This is a genomic window from Sulfuriflexus sp. (genome assembly GCF_032250955.1).
Lineage (GTDB): Bacteria > Pseudomonadota > Gammaproteobacteria > AKS1 > AKS1 > Sulfuriflexus.
Genome location: NZ_JAVVES010000001.1, coordinates 65,807 through 90,799 on the forward strand (window position 1 = coordinate 65,807; position 24,993 = coordinate 90,799).

17 protein-coding genes are annotated in these 24,993 nt (G+C 56.5%); 1 reads left to right on the forward strand and 16 read right to left on the reverse strand.

Annotation, left to right across the window (positions count from 1 at the left end):
- The 10 genes from RQ738_RS00295 to RQ738_RS00340 all read right to left on the reverse strand — a co-directional run bounded on the left by RQ738_RS00295 (position 1) and on the right by RQ738_RS00340 (position 18,344).
- Positions 1-1,935, reverse strand: a complete 1,935-nt coding sequence (locus RQ738_RS00295; RefSeq protein ID WP_314161358.1) for a 4-alpha-glucanotransferase — start codon at positions 1,933-1,935, stop codon at positions 1-3.
- Positions 1,928-7,081: a malto-oligosyltrehalose synthase gene (locus RQ738_RS00300; RefSeq protein WP_314161359.1), complete on the reverse strand. Its 5,154-nt coding sequence runs from the start codon at positions 7,079-7,081 to the stop codon at positions 1,928-1,930. The genes RQ738_RS00295 and RQ738_RS00300 overlap by 8 nt, the downstream gene beginning before the upstream one ends.
- Positions 7,078-8,910: a malto-oligosyltrehalose trehalohydrolase gene (gene treZ / locus RQ738_RS00305; RefSeq protein ID WP_314161361.1), complete on the reverse strand. Its 1,833-nt coding sequence runs from the start codon at positions 8,908-8,910 to the stop codon at positions 7,078-7,080. Before treZ ends, RQ738_RS00300 begins: the two co-directional genes overlap by 4 nt.
- 171 nt (positions 8,911-9,081) lie before the next feature.
- Positions 9,082-10,347: a glucose-1-phosphate adenylyltransferase gene (locus RQ738_RS00310; RefSeq protein WP_314161364.1), complete on the reverse strand. Its 1,266-nt coding sequence runs from the start codon at positions 10,345-10,347 to the stop codon at positions 9,082-9,084.
- A 2-nt stretch (positions 10,348-10,349) separates the two neighbouring features.
- Positions 10,350-13,685: a maltose alpha-D-glucosyltransferase gene (gene treS / locus RQ738_RS00315; RefSeq protein ID WP_314161365.1), complete on the reverse strand. Its 3,336-nt coding sequence runs from the start codon at positions 13,683-13,685 to the stop codon at positions 10,350-10,352.
- A 363-nt stretch (positions 13,686-14,048) separates the two neighbouring features.
- Entirely contained in the window at positions 14,049-14,507 is a 459-nt protein-coding gene (locus RQ738_RS00320) for an RT0821/Lpp0805 family surface protein (protein ID WP_314161367.1), read from the reverse strand.
- 52 nt (positions 14,508-14,559) lie between these two features.
- On the reverse strand, positions 14,560-15,591 hold the full coding sequence (locus tag RQ738_RS00325; protein ID WP_314161370.1) for a sodium:calcium antiporter: 1,032 nt from the start codon (positions 15,589-15,591) through the stop codon (positions 14,560-14,562).
- A gap of 285 nt (positions 15,592-15,876) precedes the next feature.
- Positions 15,877-16,944, reverse strand: a complete 1,068-nt coding sequence (gene corA / locus RQ738_RS00330; protein WP_314161372.1) for a magnesium/cobalt transporter CorA — start codon at positions 16,942-16,944, stop codon at positions 15,877-15,879.
- 144 nt (positions 16,945-17,088) lie between these two features.
- A complete protein-coding gene (locus RQ738_RS00335) occupies positions 17,089-17,736 on the reverse strand; it encodes a nucleotidyl transferase AbiEii/AbiGii toxin family protein (RefSeq protein ID WP_314161374.1) in 648 nt (215 codons plus the stop codon).
- Complete coding sequence (locus RQ738_RS00340) at positions 17,736-18,344, reverse strand: DUF6088 family protein (RefSeq protein ID WP_314161375.1); 609 nt, start codon at positions 18,342-18,344, stop codon at positions 17,736-17,738. The genes RQ738_RS00335 and RQ738_RS00340 overlap by 1 nt, the downstream gene beginning before the upstream one ends.
- Between RQ738_RS00340 and RQ738_RS00345 the strand changes: the two genes are divergently transcribed.
- Entirely contained in the window at positions 18,237-18,476 is a 240-nt protein-coding gene (locus RQ738_RS00345; protein WP_314161385.1) for a hypothetical protein, read from the forward strand. The two genes, RQ738_RS00340 and RQ738_RS00345, sit on opposite strands and share 108 nt — an antisense overlap.
- A 68-nt stretch (positions 18,477-18,544) precedes the next feature.
- Here the strand turns inward: RQ738_RS00345 and RQ738_RS00350 are convergent, their stop codons facing one another.
- The 6 genes from RQ738_RS00350 to RQ738_RS00375 form a co-directional block, all read right to left on the reverse strand.
- Positions 18,545-18,670: a hypothetical protein gene (locus tag RQ738_RS00350; protein ID WP_314161376.1), complete on the reverse strand. Its 126-nt coding sequence runs from the start codon at positions 18,668-18,670 to the stop codon at positions 18,545-18,547.
- A 199-nt stretch (positions 18,671-18,869) separates the two neighbouring features.
- Entirely contained in the window at positions 18,870-21,230 is a 2,361-nt protein-coding gene (locus RQ738_RS00355) for a putative bifunctional diguanylate cyclase/phosphodiesterase (RefSeq protein WP_314161377.1), read from the reverse strand.
- Positions 21,223-21,636: a phosphate ABC transporter substrate-binding protein gene (locus tag RQ738_RS00360; protein ID WP_314161378.1), complete on the reverse strand. Its 414-nt coding sequence runs from the start codon at positions 21,634-21,636 to the stop codon at positions 21,223-21,225. The genes RQ738_RS00355 and RQ738_RS00360 overlap by 8 nt, the downstream gene beginning before the upstream one ends.
- 22 nt (positions 21,637-21,658) lie before the next feature.
- Positions 21,659-22,906 carry a hypothetical protein gene (locus tag RQ738_RS00365; RefSeq protein ID WP_314161380.1) on the reverse strand — a complete coding sequence of 416 codons (1,248 nt, stop codon included), beginning with the start codon at positions 22,904-22,906 and terminating at the stop codon, positions 21,659-21,661.
- Between the two features lie 345 nt (positions 22,907-23,251).
- Complete coding sequence (locus RQ738_RS00370; protein ID WP_314161381.1) at positions 23,252-23,560, reverse strand: antibiotic biosynthesis monooxygenase; 309 nt, start codon at positions 23,558-23,560, stop codon at positions 23,252-23,254.
- A 222-nt stretch (positions 23,561-23,782) separates the two neighbouring features.
- Entirely contained in the window at positions 23,783-24,838 is a 1,056-nt protein-coding gene (locus RQ738_RS00375) for a protein adenylyltransferase SelO family protein (RefSeq protein WP_314161382.1), read from the reverse strand.
- Positions 24,839-24,993 lie beyond the last annotated feature (155 nt).

Consider the following 24,993-nt stretch of genomic DNA (forward strand, 5'->3'; position numbering starts at 1 on the left):
TTACGTGATCGACCAGCCAGCCAGTGCCTGCAGGCGGGCAATCAGCGCAGCGTGTGTCTGCGCAACCTCCTCGCCCTGCGCGCGTAGCGCCAGGGCCAGCACACAGGGCAGATTCAATGCCTCGCCACGGGTGACAGCCTCGGCATAACGTGTCGCATAGTCCTGCGGCACACGCAATGTCCAGTTGCCGGGGTCTGTTATCCCTGGCCGATTGTAGATCTCTTCCAGGCCCAGCAGGTCCGCAAAAAATACCATGACGTGTGCCGCCGGGCTGGCAAAGATGTCCGCCAGCCTGGCATGTGCAAGTTTACGCCAGTCGCTGGCCAGTGTTTTCGCAAAGGCCTCCCTTTCTTCCTCGACAACGAGTCGCTGCGCGAGATAGCGGGCCTGCTCTCCCGCCTGGCCATTATTAACCCATTGTCTGACCAGGTGCCAGACAGGCGGGGTGTCATGGTTCCCCACCATAATCCAGTCTTCGGCATGTGCGTTCTCACTGCGATACACATCGAGCGGGTTGTCGAGGTCTGCCTTTTGCGTCACCCGGAAACGGCCCAGGCCCTGGCGCGCAATGACCCGCGCCAGCGGGTAAGGCAGGGTACTCAACACCTCGCAGAGCACATCCTCGTTTGATGCGCCATGGGCGCGCACCGCATCAACGACGGTATCCAGGAGCAAGGCATAGCGTTCCACCTGCAGACGTTGTAACGACTGCACCCAGTCATCTGCGTAACGGGGCACCGTGGTATTCAACTGCTCCGGCGTGACGATGGCGTAACGGGCCAGGCCGGGGTGTTCCAGCAACTGCGGCGAAGAAAACAGCCGCGCTCCATGCTGAACGGCATGATACGGATCGGGGTCATCATTACGGTAAACCCAGGGACAGACCAGACCATGCGGATGATCAATGCGGATACCGTCAAACTCGGTCAGCATCTTGTTGACCCGCGCCAGCAGGAAACGCATGACCGGCCCGGGTTCACCGCGTGGCTCGAGATACTGTTCAGGGTTAAATACACCATAGCCCCAGGGCTGACCGAGCGGATTGGTGCGACTGGGAGGCGCACCCATTCGATAGTCCTGAAGATAAAATGCCCCCCGACTCCAGGCATCACACGGCGACAACCCGACCTGCAAATCACCATAGAGGCGCAAGCCCCAGCCATTGAGCAGCGCGCGCCACTGCGCATGCTGCCGGTGAAGGAGAAGCTGGCCCAACTGGTAACGTTCGATGGCCATTTGATAACGGTGTTGCAAAACGGCGCGCCGCGAGGCGCAATGGTCTTCCTGTCCCGGGGCGGGCCGATAAAGATCACGCTCGGTGCAGTCTTCATTGAACACCGGCCAGTCGCGATAGTGACGGCCACCATGTGCAGCGGCCAGTGCGTGGTAAAGCGCGTCCGCGTCTAACCAGTCAGCCTGCCGGGTAGCAAAGGCGGTCAACTCCGCCTTGAGGTCAATGGCCGAGGCATCTCCCTGCGTAAGACGCTCGATAAAGTTATCGTAAATCTCATCCAGCGCCGCGTGACTGGCATCAAAGGCATAACGGTGATCACTGTGGGCGCTATCACGACGGCTCCCCGCAAGCAGATGTCGAAGGCTGCCCTTGCCAAGCAGACCGCCCGGGGCGTTTGCCACCGCGACAATGTCGAGGTTTAGAATATTTCTGGAAAACAGCGTGCCATCATAGGGTGAAGGGTTATCGCGGGCGGTCTGTCCTTGCGGCCCGAGCTGCACCGCGTCAAAGCCGAGACGACGCGCAAAGGCAAGAAACTGTTTCGCCCCTTCGCTATAGGGTGAACCACGACCGATATCCTCACTCGCCAGGCCTGGGAAACTGGCATCATGTATGGCCAGGGCCAGCCGCCGCTTACCCAGCAGCCGCAGGGCCTCGACTATAGCCTCATCAGGTTGTTGGACGGTCTCCTGGCTATTCATTTGGATCCGGGGCAGCCCCCTGTTGCCCGAGTAGAAATGCCACCGGGAAGTGGCGCAGGACCTGCCCTACCGGCAAGCGCCACGAGCTGTTACCGGCCTCGGCCTGATACTCTTCGCCGGTCAGCCAGTTACGCCAGTCAGCGGCTGGTAACTCGATGCAGGTATCGGCCCATACCCCTTCACCAAGCGGGGCACCGCCACCGCCAAGCGTATAGATCAATCGCGGCACCACGGTTATTACCCATTGTCCGGCATGGCCGCGGGCAAAGGCGCACAGGTGCTCTTCGTACGTACCCGAGACCGTCAGCGGCACATATTCACCCACCTGGAATAATTCGGCCTGGCTGTGCCGCAGTTGCAGACTGCGCCAGGTCAGGTATAACTTGGCGCGTCCATCCTCGATGTGATCGACAAGCTCGTCACAAATCGCCGTTAAAGCCCGGTTATCTTTCAGCGCCGCCTGCAGCCCGTCGAGCAAGTCACGGCGGCAGCCATAATCGACCGGCCGGCGGTTATCCGGATCGACCAGGCTGAGGTCCCACAACTCGTTACCCTGATAGATATCCGGCATGCCCGGCGAGGTGAATTTAAGTGCCAACTGGGCCAGGCTGTTAAACAGTCCCGCCCGACTCAGCGGCCCCTGGAATGACTGGAAATCAGCAAGGAAAGGGTTCTTCTCCATATCACCGAGTAATGCCGCGACGAAGTCGACTACGGCCTGCTCATATTCGATATCGGGATTGATCCACGAGGTGTGCAACTTGGCCTCCTTTACCGCCTTGAGCATGTAGTCCTGCATGCGTTGCCTGAACCCGGCCAGCGCGGCCGCATCAAGCTCCTCCAGTGGCCAGGCCCCTGCCAGGGTCTGATAAAAGAGATACTCATCATTGCGGGATGGCGCCAGCCGTTTATTCAGCATGCGTTTCCGGGAACGGTTTATCCGTGCCCAGCGTTTGACATAGCCACGCCATATGTCGGGTACTTCGGTAAGTACATTGATACGCGCACGCACATCTTCGCTGCGTTTACTGTCATGGGTGGAGGTCGTGAGCATGGCATGCGGCCAGTTCTGCGAGCGCTCCAGGTTTTGGTGATGAAAAGCCGCCACGGAAACGCCGAACCGAACCGGTTCGCCGCCAACTTCATTCAAGGAGAGCAACCTGTTATAGCGGTAAAAGGTGGTGTCCTCGAAACCTTTGGCCATGACCGGGCCGGTATATTGCTGGAACTTCATGGCAAAGGCGAGTATGCGTTGCCGGTATTCCTCGCTCTTGCCTTCCGCAATATCAAACAATAATACCTCGCGGACGAAATCATAAACCGAGGTATCCGCGGCACGGCTTCTTTTCCTGGCGACATTCACCGCCCAGTCCACGTAATGCCGATCCGCCTCGCTACTCCCTTCCGCACTGATATAAGTCCGGTAAACGGGGAACCAGGCAACCACCTCACTCAGGGCCTCACGCAGGGCACTCAATGAAAAATCGCGCGTATGCCGGTCCAGTTCCGCGATGCGGCTAAGCTGCTGGGCGAGAACATTGAGCTCACTTGCCAGGGCGGTGCGAATGATAAGCTTCTTGCTGCTATAAACCTGCCTGTCAAACTGCACATCATCACTGATAAACTCGCGATAGACACGGTTCATCTTCAACTCGGCTGCCGGATTAACGAATAGACCGTTTACGAGGCTGCCGAACTCATAGCCGGTAGTTCCATGTACCGCCCAGTCCTGGCGCAACCGTTCATGGTCAGCGAGGATCTTCTCCACCAGAAGGTAAAGCGGCCTGTCTGCAGCATCTGTCCCGGCGCCGGCACTGACCGGTTGCCTGGAGACCACGCGTGTCTGCAGGAGACGAAAATAATTCCCCGGGTCATAGAGGCCATCAGGGTGATCGATGCGCAGGCCCTGCACCCGGTTATCGGCAATCAGTTCCAGCACCAATTCATGGGTAGCCTCGAAGACCGCCGGGTTTTCGATCCGCAAACCGGCCAGCTCGTTAACCTCAAAAAAGCGCCGGTAATTGATTTCGTCAGTGGCCACCCGCCAGTAAGCTATACGCCATGCCTGTTGCTCGAGTAATGCATGCAGCAATTCGACATTATGCCGGCTGTTGAATGTTTGCAGGTTCTCATCCATGAAATGGGCAATATCCGCGTCACGATACAAACGCGTCAGGCTCGCCTTGTGCAGGCCCTTGTCACGCCGCCGCTCGGCGATTTGTGCCGCATCCGTTTCCGATCGCCGGGGCAGGTTCTCAAACGCCGTAATCAGGCTCTGGTAAACAAGCAGTTGCTGGTTAGTGGCGCCGAGTCTTTCCTCCAGTTGATCGATGTTATGCGCAAGAATATACGGATATTCCCCCGGGTCGATGGGCAATTCATGTTCGTAATAACGAACATAGAAGGATCCCCTGTCAGGATCGTATACGAGTTCCAGTTCACCGCGTTCGAGGATGCTGCCATAGTGATCGCCGAGGACGGGGACGAGGATCTTGCCACGCAACGCATCCTTCAAGGGTGTCCAGTCAATATCGAAATAGTCGGCATAAATCGATGCCGGGCCATTTTCCAGCACATCCAGCCACCAGGCATTGTCACTGCCCATCACCCCCATATGGTTCGGCACCATGTCCATGATCAGGCCCATCTGTTGTTGCTTCAGGACATCTGTGAAACCGGTAAAACCGGCCTCGCCACCGAGCTCGGTGTTGAGAGCGCCGTGGTCAATAATGTCATAACCATGCGTGCTTCCCGGGCGCGCCTGTAAACAGGGCGAGGTATAACAGTGGCTGATGCCGAGCTGGTGCAGATAAGGCGCGATTTCAGCCGCCTGTGCAAAGGTGAAGCCGCGATGCAACTGCAAGCGGTAAGTACTGCGGGGGATATTGGCCTGTGCCGGCAATGTCCGGGACGGCAAAACAGAGACGGGCGGATTGACTGCACAGCCCCGCTCCTCGCGTAACGCGCTGACCACTGCCAGGATATGCTCATCTTCACGCCATAACTCGAGATCCAGGCTCAGTTTGCGTTGCCAGTTCGGATACTGATCCGTGGTGCCTGGCAGGTTGACCTGATCCAGCTGCCCGAGCAGGTCTTCAAGCTGTAACACCATCACCCTGGCAGGTGTGCGTGCCAGGTAAGAATGAATCGCCTCGTCCAGTTCCGGCGTCATCACCGGCGTTGCCAACGGTTGAATACTCATGCCTTTGGGCAGCAGGGCTTCTCGCTCAAGCGCCATTAACAGGCGTGCCCTGTCCCCGGCGCGGGCGATGACTTGCTGATCGCGCAGCGCGCGATGGGGAAATAATTGCAGTTGCTCGCGAAGCTCCAGGTCCCTTCCCTGCCAGAAACCGGCCAGCGTTGGCAGGTCATGGGTGCTGACGGCTACCAGCGCATCAAGTTCATATTCATGCGGCGCCTTGAAACAGCCAGCAGCGGTCTTTTCAAAAAACAACAACCGGTATGACAAGACACCCATCGCTGGCAGTGCCTCGCGCACCTCGTCAGGGACTGTCCCCAGGTCCTCGCCAATGACAAGGCATTCGTTGCGTTGGCTCTCCAGTGCGAGGATGCCCAGGATCTCCTCGAAGGGATAAAACACATAACTGCCCTGTTGCGGCGATTTTCCCTGTGGTACCCAGAACAGCCGCAACAGGCCCATAACATGGTCAATGCGCAAGGCCCCGGCAGAGCGCATGTTCTGCCGCAGTGTTGCAATGAAAGGTGCATAGGCCCGGGCGCGCAGTTGTTCGGGCCGCCACGGTGGCAGGCCCCAGTCCTGTCCCTTGAGATTGAATTCATCCGGCGGCGAACCGATATGCGCCCGCACTGCATATAAATCCTGGTTGCCCCAGGCCTCTGCGCCGGCCCTGTCCACGCTGAGGGCAAGATCCTGGTACAGGCCCACGCCCAGTCCCAGTTCATAGGCATGACGGCCCACCTCCTGCAGTTGCAACTCGGCATGCCATTGCAGGTATTCGTAAAACTCCACCTCCTCGCGATGCCCGGCGGCAAAGTCGAGTACTGCATCGGCATTCGGATCACGGTAGGCCTTTGGCCAGTCCGGCCATCCGCGAACTTTCGGCTCACGTTTGTGCAGCCATACCCGAAGCGCCTCATACAGGGCATGCCGGTGCAAGGCCTCACCCTGCTCCTCCTGGAAGCGGTGAAATGCCCGGGCGCGCTCGCTGTCAGTCGCAAGATGCTGTTGCCGGAAATATATATAGAGACGCTCAAGGGTCTCAAGCTTGACCGCGGCGACGCCTTCATAGTCCACCAGTTCAGTTGCGCGCAGGGCCCGCAACCTCGCCTGGAACTCCTCGCCGGCCACTTGCTGCTGGACCTGATCACATTCGGCGAAGTCAGGCACGGCCTCGACATCAAGGTAGAGTATGTTTAAAAACAGGCGACTCGATGGACTGTAGGGGCTCGCGCGCCCGGGCTCATCGGGAAACAGGGCATGCAGCGGATTCAATCCCAACAGCCCGGCACCGACCTGTGCCGAGAATTCCAGCAGCCGCACAAGATCGGTAAAGTCACCGATCCCCCAGTTACGCGCCGAACGTACCGCATAAAGCTGGACAGACGACCCCCAGACACGCCCGCCATTGCGGATCGCCGCTGGCTGATAACAACGACGCGGGGCGATAATGAGAGACATACTTGCCGCTGGAATACCCGGCGCATCCAGATCCTGGAGCTCCAGATGGTGATAACCACAAGCGGGCAGCTCCGCTATTACCAGTAACCCGTATTGCCAACCGGCCACTTCCGGTGCCGCTTGTTGCCATGCCACCAGCTCGGCGGGGTAAAACTCACCACTCTTGCCGGCCCCGTCCTCTTCTACTATCTGCCAACGGTAACGATGCTGCATGCCCTCGCCGGGCACGCCAACCCGGATACTGATATTGGCCTCGTCTTCCCGGGCAACCAGCACGGGCGGCAACGCACGACACCCGTCTGCCGCCTCTGCCTCGGCGAGCGCCCGTTGCATCGCTTCCCGTCCCTGTGTCGGCACGCCCATCGCCGCAAGCAGGTCACGCCGGGTTCGTTCACTAACGGCATGACGCTTACCCCATATGTCATGGTATTCGGAGGCGATATGAAACTGTTCACAGAGGCGATCAAGTATTGACCGCGAACTCATGTTGTCGGCTCCTGAAAAAACCAGGCCACCGACCAGCGCGGCAAGCGGTACGCCGCCAGGTCAGTCTCGAGCGTCGCCGGATAAACATAGATGACACGGCCATCGGCCAGGTCTTTCCTTGTAAATGACAGTGTTGTCTCGGCCAGGTTGGCCATTAGTATCAACAGCGAGCCGTCCCCCATGCGCCACTGGACGCGCAGGCCCGACTCACCTAACAGACGAAACTCAGCCTCGCCGCCCGGCATACCCGGCAGGCGCGGAGTAATTTTTTCATGACGGAGGGCGAGCAGGCGCTGGTAAAACAACAGGCAATCATAATGGGCCGTATCCTCCAGGCTGTCCCAGTCCAGCTTGCTGCGTGCAAAGGTCGCCGGCGCATTCGGATCAGGTATGCTTTCACGCGCCTCGGGATCTGAAAACCGTTCGAAACCGGCAAACTCGCGGCGGCGACCCTCAGTGACCGCGTCGGCTATATTCTCACCAAAATCGCAGAAGAACTGAAAGGGCTGTTTGCTTGCAAATTCCTCGCCCATAAACAGCAATGGCGGCGAGGGTGCCAGCAGCATTATCGCGACCATGGCCAGCACGGCCTCTTCAGACGCCAGCATACTGATACGTTCACCAAAGGCGCGGTTACCGACCTGGTCGTGGTTCTGTAAAAAGGTAACAAACGCGGTCGGTGGCAAGCCGCGACTGGGCTCACCACGCATAGCGCCGTCACGATAAACAGAAGGCTCTCCCTGGTAGGCAAAGCCCTCGGCCAGGCAACGCCCCAGGTACCACGCCGGTCGGCTGGCATAGTCAGCATAGTAACCATCAGTCTCGCCGGTGAGCAGGCTATGCATGGCGTGGTGTATATCGTCGTTCCATTGCGCAACATACTGTTGCGGCCTCGCATCCTCATCGCGAGCCAGGTAATGCGCGGCGTTGTGATCATTCTCGAGGATCAAGTGAACATGACGCTCCTGCCCCGGCCCCCGCGCGACTGCCGTGGCCAGCTCCTCGAGGATATCAGGCGAAGAATCATCAATAATCGCATGTACCGCATCCAGGCGCAGGCCATCAAGGTGATATTCCTCGAGCCAGTAAAGAGCGTTGTGGATGAAGAACTGGCGTACTGTCTCGCTGTCCTTGTCATCGAAATTAATCGCCGCACCCCAGGGCGTATGATGATGTTCAGTAAAAAACTGCGGCGCATAGACATGCAGGTAGTTGCCTTCCGGACCGAAGTGGTTGTACACGACGTCGAGAAAAACCATCAGGTTTTTCCGGTGCGCGGCCTGAATTAGATCCTTGAGTTCATCGGGTCGACCATAGAGACTATCCGGGGCAAAGGGCAGCACGCCGTCATAACCCCAGTTACGGTCACCCGGAAAATCAGCCACGGGCATGAGTTCGATGGCGGTGACGCCCAATGCCACCAGGTAGTCCAGACGGATCTTCAGCGCAGCGAAGTTGCCCTGGGGGGTGAAGCTGCCGACCTGCAGTTCATAAATTACCGCCTCTTCCCATGGTCGGCCATGCCATTCGGTATCACGCCATGGCCAGGATGCCGGGTTCACTACCTCGCTGGCCCCGTGCACATCTCCGCTCTGGCAGCGTGAGGCCGGGTCTGGTACGCGTAACCCGGCATCGATCCGGTAACGATAAAGGCTACCGGCTTCGGCCTGATCGGTTTCCAGACCAAACCAGCCGTCCGGCTCGACGCGCATTGGCAACAGGATCTCGCCGCCAGGCTTGTCGAGGCATAGATCCACCTGCCCGGCTGCCGGGGCCCACAGACGGAAGCGAACCCGGCCATCATCCTGCAACTCGGCGCCAAAGGGCATGCGATGCCGCCGGTGCAACGACTCGTCGCCGGCGGCGTACTTCTTTGGCCCCCGCCTCATCCGTTGCCATCGAACAGGCACAGGCTCACCTCCCGTATGATTGACAGCGGGCAGACTCTGTCTGTGCAGCCAGCTATTGGCAGCTGTATCTTCCCCGCTCCAGCACGCATGTCATTCTTCATAGGCAAGGCCATAACGACGCGGGTCACGTGCGAAGTAGCCGACGTCACCGGCGGGCACCACCACCAGCCCCGACGCGGTAACGTGATAATGACGCGCGTCGGCCTCCGCGTCATAGCCGATACGCGCATCGGCCTTGATGATATTGTGTCGATCAACAATCACTCGCCGCAGCCGCGCGCCCCTGCATATCCTGACATAATCCATAATGATACAATCCTCCAGTTCAACATCGGGCTCGACGACCGCTTCGCGACGGATAATGGAATTGCGAATGGTGGCGTTATTGACCACGGTGGCGGCACCGAGCAGGCTGTTGTCGATTTTCCCGCCGATCACCCGCGCGACCGGGCCCTGATAGTTACTCGAGAAAATCGGCCATTGCGGATTGAAGGCATCGAAACGCGGCTCCATGCCGAGCACATCCTGGTGCGCCGTGAAATAGGCATCCAGTGTGCCTATATCACGCCAGTAACTGGCCTCTTCAAAAGACTTCACACCCGGCACTTCATTGCAGGAAAAATCATAGGCAAACAAACGATGAGTGCTCAATAGCCGTGGCAGGACATGATGTCCGAAATCCGTTTCGCCGCGCGCATGCGTCTTTTCCAGGACATCGATCAGAACATCGGCATTAAACAGGTAGTTACCCATGGAGGCATAGGCTCGCGCCGGATCGCGCGGCATAGGTTTCGGGTGTTTCGGCTTTTCCCGGAAAGCGGTTATCTGGCTTTCATCTGTTGTTTCAATGACGCCGAAGTCCGATGCCTGCTCCAGCGGAACCGGGATCGCAGCCACGCTGACATCGGCATGCCTGTGCAGATGGAACCACATCATTTGCTTTATATCCATTCGATAGATATGGTCGGCGCCAAATACCGCCACGATGTCCGGGCGGTGTTCCTTGAGCAGGTTAAGGTTCTGATAAACGGCGTCTGCCGTACCGGCGAACCAGCCCTTGCCATTGTGCATTTGCGGTGGCACCACGGTCACGAACTGATCGGGTAGCAACGGCGAGAGCGTCCAGGACTTGCGAATGTGCTCGATGAGTGACTGGGCCTTGTATTGCACAAGCAGGTATATCGAACGGACTTCGGAGTTCACCAGGTTGCTGAGGACAAAATCGACAAGTCGATAGCGCCCGCCGAACGGCACGGCCGGTTTCGAACAGTGTTCGGTCAGCGGCCGCAGACGCTTGCCTTCGCCACCCGCCATGACGAAAGCCATTATCTTGGTTCCCTGCCTTCTCTCTTTCATACCTACCTCTCTATAACCTGCCATGGTGTGTTCACGATCTCCAGCAAACCGGCCACGGGGATAGCAATCCAGTCCTTGCGATGGTCGAGCTCATAGCGCAATTCATAAAGCGCCTTTTCAATGACAAAAAGCTCGATAAGCTTGCTTGCCTGTGCGGGGTCTTGCGGCCATGACGGACAATCCTGCACACCTTCCCGGTAGCCTGACAGGAAGGCATTCGCAGCGACCTCCTCCCAGTCCCGCCGGTAAGGCTGCAGGCGGGCCTTGTCGTCGGGACGCTCCACGGTACAGTTAGCCAGCGCCACCGCCCCGGCATAACTCAATGAACGCAACATGCCGGCAACGTCCCGAAGCGGTGAATGCTTGTGACGACGCTCGGTGATCGGTCGTGCCGGCTCACCTTCGAAATCGATAATGATAAAGTCGTTCTCGCTGAGTAATACCTGCCCCAGATGATAGTCACCGTGATAGCGGGTCTTTACCGCGGACAGGGATTCAGGCGTCAAGTTGATGATACGTTCCAGCAACGACTGCTTTGCACCTGATAACTCGTCAATAGCCGCCTTGACATTTTCAGGCAGTGTCTCCTGATGCTGCGATGACAGTTTTTCCAGCGTGGTCGACACATCTGTGCGCACCTGTTCACCCCATGCACGCAAATCCTCCGGCTGGACGGGCTCGGGATCAAAGGCAGGGTCGCCGCTATGCACTGCCAGGGCCTTGTGTAATTCACCTGTACGCTGTCCCAGCGTCCGCATCATCAACAGGTAGTCGCCGTGTCGGTCTACGGCATTCTCAACAATGGCTTGCGGACGGGCCAGGCAGTCATCGTAAAAACGTTCCAGGTACTCGATGGAGTAGGTCCAGCCGTCACCCTGGTTATCCATATAGCCCTGCAACAGTCCCAGCGTCACCGGCATACCGTCACTGTCACTGTATTCAATCGCCCCCACCAGCGGCGAGATATTGGGAAAGGGTGAAACCTCGGTCAGGAATCGGCCCATCTCCAGTTCCGGGTTGAGTCCTTCACGTAGCTGTCTATAAAACTTCAGGAAAAGCCGCTCACCAAGAATGACCGTGCTGTTGGTACCCTCTACCTGGGGACGTCGCAAGCTGTGCAATTCTGTCTCGGCGACGATCTGCCAGTAGGCGCTGGTCACAAAAAACCGCAGCAGACCGCTGCCGAACGGCAGTTCGCTCTGTTTGGCCATGGCATTCATGAGCGCCTGAAAAAAGGCCTCGTCACAAAGCGCATCGTAAACAAAACCGACCTTCGCCTGTTGACGAACCTTGGCGAGGGCAAAGGGCAATACCGGGTGGAGATGTTCATCCTCCGGTTCGCCCCAGCCAATAGCCAGGGGTAGCGAATACATGCTGCTTTCCCCGCCGACAAAGTGAACCTTGAGCCACAGCCATAACCAGCCTTCATGCTTATCGGGGAGAATCTCCAGTTTCTGGATTTCAACGCGCAGCAAGGACTGGCTTACGCCGGCAAACCAACGCTGGTTGGAGAGGAAATACGGCAATATCTCGACCTCCAATTGTTCCCGCAGACGCTCTGCCATCAACTTGCGTGCAGACTCGACCCGTTCAGGAAAGAAGCTGCTCCAGGTGTCGAATAGCACCAGCACCGGCAGCTCGATTGGTGGCAGGCCTTCCTCGTGCCAGGCCGGAGCCGCCATGCTCGAGGCGAGCTGGAACCAGTAAAAACCGTGTCCCGGCAACGTCAACAGATAGGGTAAGTCACCAATCGGCGGGAAGGCCGTTCGGCCGAGCATTTCCATCGGCACCTTACCCCTGAAACGGGCGAGGTCAAGCTCTACCGGCTGTGCCGAGCGCGACAGATTGGCGACACACAGGATCGGGTCCTCGTTGAACTCACGCACATAGGCAAGAATCTTGCGGTTACCGGGGCTCAGGAACTGCAGCGTGCCGCGACCGAAGGTCGGGTGGGCCTTGCGCACGGCGATAATGCGTTTCATCCAGTTGAGCAGCGAGGCCGGTTCACGGTTCTGTGCCTCGACATTCACCGCCTCGTAACCATAAATAGGATCCATGATCGGCGGCAGAAACAGGAACTGCGGATCAGCCCTGGAAAAACCGGCATTCCGGTCGGGGCTCCACTGCATGGGGGTGCGTACGCCGTTACGATCACCGAGAAAGAAATTATCGCCCATGCCGATTTCATCGCCGTAATAGATAATCGGTGAGCCCGGCATGGACATGAGCAGGCTGTTAATCAATTTGATCTTGTCGGGGTCGTTATCCATCAGCGGCGCGAGCCGCCGGCGGATACCCACATTAATGCGCATGCGCGGGTCCGCGGCATAACGTTCATACATGTAGTCCCGCTCACGGTCCGTGACCATCTCCAGGGTCAACTCATCATGATTACGCAGAAAGATTGCCCACTGCGATGTGACGGGGATAGCCGGGGTCTGCTGCATGATCTCCACGATCGGATGCCGGTCTTCCTGCGCGACCGCCATATACATGCGCGGCATCAGCGGAAAATGATAGGCCATATGGCATTCGTCACCATTGCCGAAATATTCGGCAGCGTCTTCGGGCCATTGGTTGGCCTCGGCGAGTAACATACGGTGCTGATAATGGGCGTCGACGACCGAGCGCATATGCTTGAGCACGGCGTGAGTCTCCGGCAGGTTCTCGTTGGTGGTGCCCTCGCGGACACACAAATAGGGAATCGCATCGAGACGCAGGCCGTCTACACCCAGGTCGAGCCAGAAGCGCATAACCCGGATGACCGCCTTCACCACCTGCGGGTTATTATGATTCAGGTCCGGCTGGTGATGAAAAAAACGGTGCCAGTAATACTGCTCGGCAACCGGGTCCCAGGCCCAGTTCGAGGTTTCGGTGTCGGTGAAGATAATGCGTGTTTCAGGAAACTTTTTGTCAGTATCACTCCAGACGTAGAAGTCACGCTTGGCGGAATTGCGTGGGGCGTGGCGTGCAGCCTGAAACCAGGGGTGTTGATCGGAGGTGTGATTGATGACCAGTTCGGTAATCACCCGCAGGCCGCGCCGATGCGCCTCACGCATGAAGTAACGGAAATGCTTGCGTGTCCCATAGTCCGGGTGAATATTCCGGTAATCGCCAATGTCGTAACCATCATCGCGCATCGGCGAGGGGTAAAAGGGCAACAGCCATATTGTGTTAAAGCCCAGATCCTGAATGTAGTCGAGCTTTTTGGTTAAACCGAGAAAGTCCCCAATACCGTCGTTGTTGGTGTCAAGAAATGCCTTGACGTGTAACTGATAGATAATCGCATCCTTGTACCAGTGCTGAACATTCTCCAAGTCGGCAACTTCCGAACGCATACCTTTCCTCGTTATCCAGCCTGAGCAAATTTATTATTCTTGCCTCAACCAGATTCATAATGATTTTTTTAAAATGCTGCCGACTCTGTACCGGACGGTGGTCATCATTCCCTGGAATGAACCACATCGGATAGAGACAGCAGACATCGTATGCAAGGCCTTGGCTGTGGCTGGCGATTAAAGAACCTTTTGTGTAACGCCAGGAAGTTCCCGAGGACTTTCAACATGCGTTCGACAGGTTTTCCAGGTGACAGATTGCTCAAGCAATTACATTTCTATTGTTCGTAACACGCGTCAATTGTGCTATTAGTAATCCTCCTGGCCGGCGCGCTTGAAGGATTAAATACAGTGCCGCGAGCGGCTTTAAATATCCTGTACTTTCCAGCTCCCATCGGCCTGCCGACAGGCGGTTCCATAAACCTTTTCTACTTTGCCGCCAATGAGAGCGTCCAGTGTATATTCGCGACAGGGGCCGGATGCAGTTTCATAGGTACGCGTCGGGACAACTGAATACTGATAACCGGTATCCGGATTCTGCCACGAGGAAGGCACCCCGGTGCGAACCGTCTCGAGGGTTTGTGCGGTTTTCATGCGATCGGTTTCATCCATGGAGCGGCCGACAGCGCCGCCAATCGCCGCACCTGCCAGGGTGCCGGCAACAATAGCAATTGCCTGACCACTGCCCTTGCCAATCTGGGAACCTACCGCGCCACCGAGAATACCGCCGATGACCATACCCGCCTGTTGTTGCTGATAGCCCGGCTCTGTTGCGCAACTACTCAGCACGAATGCAAGTGCAATCCATAATATCTGTTTATACATAACCAATACTCCTCAATTGAATAAATGTAAATCACTAAATTAACAACATCATCTACATCGCGATATACAGCAGGCTGCCTATATACAGCATGAAGACCAGAAAGCTCTCCCATCCTATATTGATAATGCCATGCCGTTCTCTATGTAGAAGCCCCATAAGTATTATCCCTGTCATAAGCATAGAGATGGCAAGCCAGAACTCCTCCACGACCGAGACGTGTGCATATATCGAACCCTCGATGTAGGCAATATCGGAAACAGCGATAAACAAGGTATCAAATGCATTACCACCGACAATGTCGCCCACTGCCAGGGTGGGCGAGTTCAGGCGTACCGCGGTAATCGCAATGACCAGTTCAGGCAATGACGTCGAGACCGCGATAAACACGCCACCGACCAGTCCCTCGGAGAGTCCGGTTTTGGCGACGATCGCCATGCCGGCGATGGAGATGGTCCAACCGGCCAGGCCGACCACCGACGTATAAGCAAGAAACTGTAGCCACAGCGCCGTATTGAAGCGGTGCTTCCCGCGTCGCTGGTTACCTTTTTCAATGCGTGTCTCGCGGGTGCGGTGTGGCAGCCACATCGGCATGGTATGCATGCTGGATAACAGGCGCACCCCGAACAGGTAACTCACGATCAGGATAATTGAAGCGGGATGAATCCAGCCTGTCTGCAGGTCCGGGGTGGCAAAGGCGACCAGGTTAATCGACAGCAAGGCGATTAAAAAGGCGCCCAGCATCAGATTCTCCGCAGAGGCGGAGGCATGTTCAAGGTTGGCCTTGCGATAAAACATATCTGCCACGGCAAGAAAACAGGTCTGAACGGCAATCCCGCCGAGGGCATTACTGACCGCTATCCCGGCATGACCATTACTCGCCGCGGTAACGGATGCGATGATCCCGGCCAGGGATGTCGAGGCACCGATAAATAACGCGCCCATGAGGGCCTCGCCCATGCCGCTGTCCGCGGCCAGTTTGCGCGCGACATGGGTCATGGCGACACCGAAGATGCCGATAAACAGCGCCGCAATCAGAAAAATGCCAATCAGGCTGGTAAGAGACAGTGTATCTATTGGCAGCATAATAGAGAGTAATACCCTTGCATCGGCTTACTAATCGGCGTCGCATGTATCCAGGAAAGCAACCGGCAAGGTTTCATCTATTCATTCTGTGATGCTGGAGGCTGGAGCAAGCCTTGCCCTGCTGAAATGAACATTTACCGGTCTCTCGACATTACCGGATTTTTATACCGGCAAAAACAGGGGGTACCACATAAGAGTAAAACAGGCGCAAGGCTTGTGGTTTGTCTCGATCTGCCTGGTTTAAAACGCGTTAACTGTCTCGCATGAAAGATACGAAAGGCCGGATTAGAGCCATTTTCTTCTTCTGAAATACACCACCAGGGCAACGATGATGACGATAAAAACGCCCCACAAGGAAGGATAGGCCCACTTCCATTCAAGCTCAGGCATATACTCAAAATTCATGCCATAGATGCCGGCGATAAATGTCAGGGGGATGAAAATGGAGGCGAAGATCGTCAGAACCTTCATGATCTCATTCATTTTGTTACTGATACTGGAATGATATATGTCCAGCAGGCCGGTGAGTATGTCCCTGTAGGTATCTATTGACTCAGTCAGTCGCAATACATGATCGTATACATCGCGGTAATATATCGTGGTCTCATCCTTGATTAAGCCTGATTCAGAACGCAACAGGTCACGCAACATTTCCCTTAACGGCGAGGAGGCCTTGCGTATATACAGTAATTCACGCTTGACTCGCATGATCGAGGTCAGTGTCTCTAAATCCGGATTGGTCAGCAGTTCATCTTCAATTGATTCAATTTCGTCATCGAGCACGCCCTCAATTGAAAAATACAAATCAACAATCGTGTCAATGATTCTATACGCGAGGTAATCAGCGCCCTGGCTTCTGAGGCGTCCCTTGGCGGATTTTATCCTGCTCTGCAGATCATCAAGAATGTCATCCTGCCGTTCCTTAAATGTAAAAACAAAATTATCTATAATCAGGATACTGACCTGCTCATAATCAATCAGGCCGTTGTCGGGGGCGAGATACATGCCCTTCAGGACAAGGAATAAGTAATCATCATATTCCTCGAATTTCGGTCTCTGGTTGGTATTCAATATATCTTCAAGAACCAGCGGATGAATATCGAAGGCTTCACCGACAGACTCGACAAAGCCTGTATCGGCCAGACCTTCGATATTCACCCAGGTCACCGAATCCGTACCCTTGAACTGCAGGGCCTCGCCTATGGACTCGACCGCAACATACTCTTTACAGGCATCTTTACTGTAGTTCAGGATGGAGATCCTGGTGGCGGCAGCCGGCACCTCGCCAACATGCACGAGTGAACCCGGCGGCAAGCCAGATTTTTCAGAGACGCTACTTAATGATTTATACATTTTTATTCACTCTGCATGAGGTGCCTGGCTAGTAAAACACATGCCATTGGCTGAACACGCCTGACATTGAAATTACGCAATGACATCTGGCCTGAAATATACCTTATATCTCATGTCAATGCTGTGCTGTTAATCCCCTCTCCCTCAGGGATAACCAGCGCCCTGGCTGTCGCAGTTTGGCAGCATAGGTAAATGGTTAGCAGATAAGGGGTCGGAGTCGCGTGGGCGTGGTAATTCGCCGGAACAACGAGCCGCGACGTTGATGACCAGATCACGAGTACCTGTAGACTGCGACTCCGACCCCGCTGGATTCAGGCGAACCTCAGGGCGAAGATAGGTATCATCAAATGCACCGGGGTAGCGTATGTTAATGACGTGCGGGTCCTGCGTTTCGATATCGCAAGTACAAATCCCTGCAACCATCCTGCTTACCATCGCCAAAAGATCGCCCGCGATATATTCCCTCGCCTTCTCATTTATTTCCTGATTCAATGCGGCCTGCCTGCTTTTGGAACGTGCCGCCCTTGGGTTATCAGCCGTCACTTCGCGCCAATCCAGAATCAGATCAATGTCTTCCGAAAATCGTTCAATCAGGCCGTACACCTTGGACAAGCTGGTGCCGCCTTTAAACATCAACAGCCGGGCCAGATCCGCATCCTGATACAGACGGCCTAAAATCCAGCTCACCCAGAAATCCTTTTCCACAATCGCGGGCGTCATGCCCAGAGTGGCCGCGGTTTCCCGAAACAGCTCGACGCGTTGCTGTTCTCCAAGCCGCGCCACTTTATCCATCAGCCCGCTTCACCGCAGATCTGTTTGATGATTTTATGTATCCAGCCTGTCACGGTGCGCGTGTCTTTCAAGATACGCTCGCAGTCCTTGCCGTCCAGTTGACGCGACAGGGTTTCAAGACATTTTTGATCGACATGTTCCTTGCCAAGCGTCTTCAAGGCCTGCACCAAAAGACCACTCATGCGATGCTTAAAACGGGTATCTTTCAGCGCCGTTTTTCTGAACTGCAGGATGTGCCCGCCAATGTCATACTCACGGTTCGGGCCATCGGACAGATAAACCCACTTGCCCGGCACCTGGGTCGAAAGCCCGAGCAGGTTCAGCGCCGCATCGCCCGAAGGCAGAATATGCCAGTTAAACTTGCGCGCCAGCGCATGGGCGACCTGATCCAGATCCGGGCTCAGTATTTGCCCAAGCAGCTCGCTATAAGCGGGATAGTCGTACACTCCCCGGCAAACCCTGCGGATTTTCCCCGACTTCTCCAGGCTGGAAAGCGCCTTATGGATATTCGGTTCACCAAATTCGGCGACAAAATCCGTCTTGGTAAAGACCCAACCCCTACCGCGCCCGTATATTCTGGAAATAATTTTATTATCAATGCTTTGCATAATAACTTAGCCAATATTTTTTCAGTAAAAAGCAATACTTTTACTGAAATTAGCACAGCTGCTGCAGGCTTGCCATACCGGATTCAGGCAATTGCCCACAAACCCATTCCCGATTGTGACCCTACTCCTTGAATTATTAGCCTATAGCGTCGAATCGGTAAGCCAACAAATTACGGATGTATCGAGCAGCTATTTTCATCCTACTTCGACAAAACCTGAATCGACCTCTCAATAATTTTTTCATGGAATAGCGCACCCGTTGCTTTAATCAGCGCCTCAGCTTTATCCATTTCAATCGGATCGGTGATGCCGAGTTTGTTTTTCACATTCTTGGGGTCAGGTCTTGCAAAACAATAACCCCTGCTCTTGTTCCGGGGCAGTGGATTGGATTGCTGGATTGCAAGACCTGACCCCGTCGCTTCGGCGGATTCCTGTAAATCATCCAGGTTTTGACGCGGTTTCGCTATAACCTCGAACCTGCCTCCTGGTTTTTATGTCGGATGAGACAGGCAACGAGTAGTCAAGTCAGGGCTGAGGTGCGGGTTGTGCAAACTCCCGTAACCGTTCGCGGATCACGTCGGCGAACTCCTGCGCCGGCATCGGTTTATTGATATAGAAGCCCTGGTACTGGTCACACGCATGAAGGCGCAGATAATCGACCTGCTCCTTCGTCTCAACCCCTTCGGCGATCACCGTGAAACCCAGGCTCTTGCCCAGCTCGATGATGGCCCCGGTCAAACACTTGCCTTCGACGCCGGGGGTGGCGTCCTGAATGAAGGAGCCGTCGATCTTGATGGTGTCGAGCGGAAAACCCTCCAGTTTCGACAGCGAGGAGTAACCGGTGCCGAAGTTGTCAATCGCGATACGCACGCCCATCTGTTTCAGCTCCTGAAGGATTTGGGTAGTCGCCTTCATGTCGTGCATGATCATCATCTCGGTGATCTCCAGCTCGAGCAGTTCGGCATCCATCCCGGTCTCCCGCAACGCATTGCGAATATCCAGCACGAGGTTATTGTCGAGAAACTGACGTGCGGTCAGGTTCACCGCCATGCTCAGCCTGGGGAGTCCCTCTTTTTGCCACGCGACGTTCTGCCGCAGCGCGGTGTCGAACACCCAGCGCCCGATCGAGACGATGAGTCCGTTTTCTTCGGCCAGGGGGATGAATTGCATGGGCGCAATCAACCCAAGATCAGGGTGCTGCCAGCGCAGCAGCGCCTCGATGCCGGTGACGCGGCCGCTGCCCACATCGTGTTTCGACTGGTAGAAGAGACGAAACTCGTTGTTCTGCAGCGCATTGCGCATGCTCGACTCCATGGCGAGGCGCTCCAGCGAATCGCTGTTGAGCTCCTCGGAGTAAAACTGGAAATTGTTTCTCCCTCTCTCCTTCGCGTAATACATCGCGGTATCGGCGTTCTTCATCAGTGTCTGCTCGTCTTCGCCATCGTGCGGATAGAGGGCGATGCCGATACTTATGGTGATGCGAAACTCCTGCCCGGCAAGCGTGAAGGGGCTGCCGATCTCTGTCAGGATCTTGTCGGCGACCGGTTGCACCTGGGAGCCATCCCTTATCTCCGGCAACAGGATCACGAACTCATCGCCGCCCATGCGCGCGACGATATCGCTTTCCCGCACCGAATGGAGCAAGCGCCTGCCCAGCTCCTGCAGCAGTTCATCGCCCGCATCGTGGCCGAGCGAGTCGTTGATCGCCTTGAAGTGGTCAACATCGAGAAACAGCAGCGCCAACTGTTTGTCATAGCGCCGTGCGTACTGCATCCCCTGGGTAAGGAGCCGGCTGAACAGAGCGCGGTTGGGCAGCTCTGTAAGGTTGTCGTGGTAGGCAAGATATTCGACGCGCTGTGCATGGGCGACCCGCAGCTCCATGGCACGCGTGCGCGCACTCTGCAACTGCCAGCTCAGCCTGCCTAGCAGCCCCACCACGGTGACCAGCAACAGGCTGGCCAGGGCGGCGCGCCACAGGTAGGTGCGTGCGATCTGCCCGGCGGGAGCAAGCTGCTCCGCTTCGGAGAGGGCGACGACGATCGCCAGCGGAAACTCATACAGCTTGCGGGTGACGGTATAGCGCCGGGTGCTGTCCCAGGGGCAGAGCATCACCGTTGCAGGTGCATCGTCGGCAAACCCCTTGGGCACCAGCTCGTTGTAGTCGAGCGTGGTGCCGGCGGTGATCGCCTCGCCGGTACGCCGCGCGCGGAACACACCGTCGGTGCCGACCAGCCCGAGTACGCCGTGTTCACCCAGCTCCGTCGCCTCATAGACGCTGACGAAATAGCCTGCATGCACCGAAACCGTCACCACCCCGGCAAAGCGCTGCCCGGCATCCGCAATGCGCCGGCTGAAGGTCAGCCGCCACTCATCTGCATCCTGCTCGCGCCGGGGCGCGCCGATCACCATGTTGTCCTCCTCGCGTGCGCGTTGAAAGAAGTCCAGCGCCGCCACGTTCTTCCCGGTGGCGGGGTGGGTGCCGGCGATGACATCGCCGCGGGCATCGGTGATGTTGACCGTGAACAGGATCTCGGGGGGTAGCAAGCTTTTGGTGCGCAGCTCCTCCAGGATCGCCTGCGCGTCCCCGGTGTTCTCCAGGCTATAGCGAACCAGCTTCAGCGTGTTGTCGATCTCGCGCAGGGCGCGCACCACCTGCGCTTCGTAGGTGTCGGCCAGGTCCATCACCAGTGCCGCGGCAGTGCGCTCGGCCGCGAGGCGCTCCCTGGCGACGAGATTAATGGAGACTGCCCAGATTGCTGCAAGCAGCAGGATCGCGATGCCGCTGAACAGAATGGGGGGGTCCAATAGCCGATGTAGCCGATGCAGCCGGCTGCGGCCCTCCTCTGGCGGCACCGATTCTTCTCCCTGTCCGGCTATCTCATTCAATCGGCACCACCCGCAGCCGTTTGTCCACCAGGTCAGGGGTAACGTAGCCAATGGCTTGGTGGTTTCCGGACACAAACTCCGCCACCGCCTTGTCGCCGGCGACGATTCGCGGCGGCTGGCCTCGACCGCTGAAGATCAATTTCGACCAGTGCGCCTTGATCTGTGCCGGCGTACGGCCCAGGTAGAGGCTGTAAAACTCGTGGTGCACGAGTGAATTTTCCCGCTGGTCGACAGGCACCACGCTCTCGCCGTTCGGAAAGGTGTGCATCCTGCCCAGGTAGATATCCGCGAGTTCCACGCTGGTAAGGCTCTCGACCGGATTCTCGGCCGAGACCACGACCACCACCTCGGCGCAGGCAGTGCCGGTAATGAGCCACAGCAGGAGCCCCCATGAGATTGCTTTCATTTCTCCTGGCACCTGAATCACCTCAGAACACGAAGTCGAGTGAGACGCTGAACAGGTTGACCCGTCCGCCAGGCTCAAAGTCGGGCTGCCTGTTGAGCAAAATGCCCGGTGAACCGTTCTCCAGATCGAGCCGCTCGTACTGCACCTTCAGGGCCATGTTTTGCGCGAAGTCCCAGCGCGCGCCCAGCGTCACGCTCTTCTGTTGGGGCACGGATCCCAGGACCCCGTTCAACGCGCCATTGAGGCCGCCGGCCTGGCCGGCGAGCGAAGACGGCAGCCCTCCCAGTGACAGCCCCGGATCCGAGGTGCTGCTATCTACCCAGGCACGCGCCAGGGTCACATAAGGCGTGACCGCACCGTACCGGTAACCGCCGCTGACGTACCAGCCGCGGGCATCGCCGATATAGGTACGGCTGTTCGCGTGGGCCAACTCAGCCATCACGAACCAGTCGCCCGGGGCGTAGCGCGCGCCGACCGCCATGACCTCATAGCGCTTGTCGCTGACATCGTAGCGGTCGGCAATGGCAACGCCCTCGGGGCCGAACTGCCTGAAGCCATCGAACAGAGCGTTGAGATTTTCTTCATCAACCGTCAGGTGAACGCTGCCGTAGCTGGCAAACAGGGTGGCGGCGCCCCACTCCAGGGTATCGGTCAAGGTCACGACGTCCCGGACCTCGACCGTGCCGCCGCCCGAGAGAGTGGCGTCCTTGCGGCCATACGCGCCCTGCAGGGTATTGGTGAGACCATCGAAGCGGGAGCGGTAGCTGAAGTCGATGCCGTCGAAGTTGGTGACGGGTACGAGGCGATAGACCTCCTCGGGAGGACGGACCCACGGGGTGGCATACCCTACCTTGCGGTACTCGGAAACCATGAATGAGGACTGCACCATGCGCCCGGCGCGCACGCTCAGGTCCGGGGTGATGTCGTACCGGAGGTTGGCCCACTCGACGGTCGGGGTATAGCTGTCGTCGTAACGCTGCTCGGCGATGAGCTGCAGGACCCCGGTGAGCCGGGGGGTAAGGTTGGCGGTGAGCTGCAGGCCGAGCCGGCTATCGACCTCGGGACTCCAGGCGCGGGTGTGGCCCGCCCCGTCGGGGGCGAACAGGCTCGTGGCGAAGTCCGCCTGATCCTCGTCGGAATGAACCACGCCCAGCGTGCCGAAGCCGTCGAACGTGAACCGCGACGCAGCCGTTTCGTCTGCCCCTGCGGCCATCTGATGCACCAGCACCGCGGCCGCCAGCGCCGTTACCCTGGCCAGCTTTCCCATCATCCACCCTTCCGCCATAAGTAATAGGGAGTATTCCCCCCCACCTTTCACTGAAAAACCACCCTGACCACCCCGAAGTAACCCGGCCATTTCGCGGCCAGGCGTAGTCAATCTCAGCTGATGCAGTGGCCTAACCGGCGAAATCGAGCGGATTCAGGCCTTGTGATTCGTCCAATCTGAACCGGCGGCGAGTTATTGTCAAATCTGGTGTCTGACAGATTGAATCAAGCGGCAGCCTGATCGACTTTTGTCACCTCGACGCCCTCTTTGAATTTGATTCCGGTTATCACTTTCGCCAGGTAATCGAGGATCTTCTTAATCACCACCGGGTCTTCAGATTTATTTATTTTATGTGGATTCGGCACCGATAATCACCTCATGCATTTCCAGCTTACCCTCACCGTCAAAGGCCTCTTTTGGCATGGGGTTACTGTGCGCCAGCTTGAAATCGTCACTGCCGACCCAGGCATCAAATGAGGCCTTATCCTGCCAGGTCGTTAAAACGACGTAAGGGGTATCTTCACTTTCCGGCTTGAGGATTTGCATACGCACAAAGCCGGCCTGCTTGTCTATCTGGCCGGCACGCTGCCGAAAGCGTTCTTCAAAGGTCTCTTCCCAGCCCGATGCGACCGGGACCCGATTGGCGACGATGAACATGATTATTACTCCACTAATGTCAGTGAGCCATCTTATCCCTGCTCTGCTGTCGACACCAAACAGGCCGCAGGCTGCAAGAAACCCGGCGCAGAGAGCAGTTATTCCATTCTCTTATTTTTTACTTCTCGGTAGCAGGCGCTATCGAAATAAGGACTTCATTACGCCCCAGATCAACTAGCCATAAATAGTGGTCTGTCCCTGAGCTATCCCCTTTTATACCTTTTAAGAAGAACAGCTCATATGCGACACTCCGCCTAGCTCACTGAACTCAGACGGCTTCAGCCTGTAGTATTTCTCCTCCACCTCTTTCGATTGTTCAGCATAAGGCTGTGTCATGACGTCCTGCAGTTCTCTAATTAGCGCGTAGTTCCCCGTAGCCGCTTGCTGATAAGCAGGCGCAAGCATCCACTCTCGCAAAATGTATTTTGGGTTGACGCGTTTCATCTGTTCACCAATCTCTTCAAGAGAACGTGACGTTTCTGTATTCGCATTAGTAGTGCCGGAAATTAACGATTTCCATTTTGTCAGCCACTCAGACCAACGCTTGTCCATTTCTTCATTCAAATCACTGTAGAAACTTTTTCTGAGTGGGCCAATGTCAGCCGGTATAGACGAGAGCTCGCGGAAGAATAGTGTGTAATCAACAGGCGTTTGCAGCATCAGAAATGCAAGTTCTTTGAACAACGCCGCGTCAAGCGCATCCAGACCAAGCTTGGCCGCAAACATCTTTTCTACTTCCGCTTGCATCTCTACCGCAAAGCCACTTCGAATCTCTTCGAGCTTTTGCAGAGCGACCTGGTCTGATGCCAGTAACGGCTGCAACGCCGCACAAAACATTTCGAAGTTGCGTTCTGCTGCCACGGGTTGGTTGAAAAACGCAAAGTGCTCTCCGCCCCCTGTCCATGGCTGGTAATAAGGATCAAACGCCTCACAGAATCCGAAGGGACCATAATCAAGCGTGAAGCCACCGGCCGCACAGTTGTCACTGTTGAAATTTCCCTGGCAATAACCAACACGGACCCAGTTCGCTACCAGCGACGTCAGGCGATTACGAAATTCATGTGCGAGCAACACCACTTTCTCGGCAGTACTGAGTGTGTTGTCTATAACCTCTGCGTACTCACGATCGATCAGGTGCAACACCATCTTCTCGAGTTCCTCCATCGCATCGGGGTGTTCCTGCTTGCGGGCACGGCGAGCGAAAAGTTCGACCTGACCAACCCGAATGAACGACGGTGCGACGCGGGTTGAGATAGCGACCGCTTCCGAGACAAGCATGTCGGGATTGGTTAAGCGTGAGCCCTCCGAGTACCATGGTCGCTGGACCTGCTCCGTTTTCGAAACGTACAAACTTAAGCCTCGTCAGAAAAATTCATGGGTAGTTTTCGGGGCAGGTAGCGCTCCAAGCGCGTGATATAAGGCGATTTCAGTCG

Bases quoted from the DNA above. Each gene is read 5' to 3' on its own strand.
- treZ (WP_314161361.1), bottom strand. From the start codon at position 8,910: ATGCCCTTTGGCGCCGAGTTGCAGGATGATGGCCGGGTTCGCTTCCGT.
- RQ738_RS00365 (WP_314161380.1), bottom strand. From the start codon at position 22,906: ATGATGGGAAAGCTGGCCAGGGTAACGGCGCTGGCGGCCGCGGTGCTG.
- RQ738_RS00310 (WP_314161364.1), bottom strand. From the start codon at position 10,347: ATGAAAGAGAGAAGGCAGGGAACCAAGATAATGGCTTTCGTCATGGCG.
- RQ738_RS00325 (WP_314161370.1), bottom strand. From the start codon at position 15,591: ATGCTGCCAATAGATACACTGTCTCTTACCAGCCTGATTGGCATTTTT.
- RQ738_RS00375 (WP_314161382.1), bottom strand. From the start codon at position 24,838: ATGCTTGTCTCGGAAGCGGTCGCTATCTCAACCCGCGTCGCACCGTCG.
- RQ738_RS00320 (WP_314161367.1), bottom strand. From the start codon at position 14,507: ATGTATAAACAGATATTATGGATTGCACTTGCATTCGTGCTGAGTAGT.
- RQ738_RS00340 (WP_314161375.1), bottom strand. From the start codon at position 18,344: ATGCAAAGCATTGATAATAAAATTATTTCCAGAATATACGGGCGCGGT.
- RQ738_RS00360 (WP_314161378.1), bottom strand. From the start codon at position 21,636: ATGAAAGCAATCTCATGGGGGCTCCTGCTGTGGCTCATTACCGGCACT.
- RQ738_RS00370 (WP_314161381.1), bottom strand. From the start codon at position 23,560: ATGTTCATCGTCGCCAATCGGGTCCCGGTCGCATCGGGCTGGGAAGAG.
- RQ738_RS00300 (WP_314161359.1), bottom strand. From the start codon at position 7,081: ATGAGTTCGCGGTCAATACTTGATCGCCTCTGTGAACAGTTTCATATC.
- RQ738_RS00335 (WP_314161374.1), bottom strand. From the start codon at position 17,736: ATGGATAAAGTGGCGCGGCTTGGAGAACAGCAACGCGTCGAGCTGTTT.
- RQ738_RS00345 (WP_314161385.1), top strand. From the start codon at position 18,237: ATGGATATTCGGTTCACCAAATTCGGCGACAAAATCCGTCTTGGTAAA.
- treS (WP_314161365.1), bottom strand. From the start codon at position 13,685: ATGCGTTCGGAAGTTGCCGACTTGGAGAATGTTCAGCACTGGTACAAG.
- RQ738_RS00295 (WP_314161358.1), bottom strand. From the start codon at position 1,935: ATGAATAGCCAGGAGACCGTCCAACAACCTGATGAGGCTATAGTCGAG.
- corA (WP_314161372.1), bottom strand. From the start codon at position 16,944: ATGTATAAATCATTAAGTAGCGTCTCTGAAAAATCTGGCTTGCCGCCG.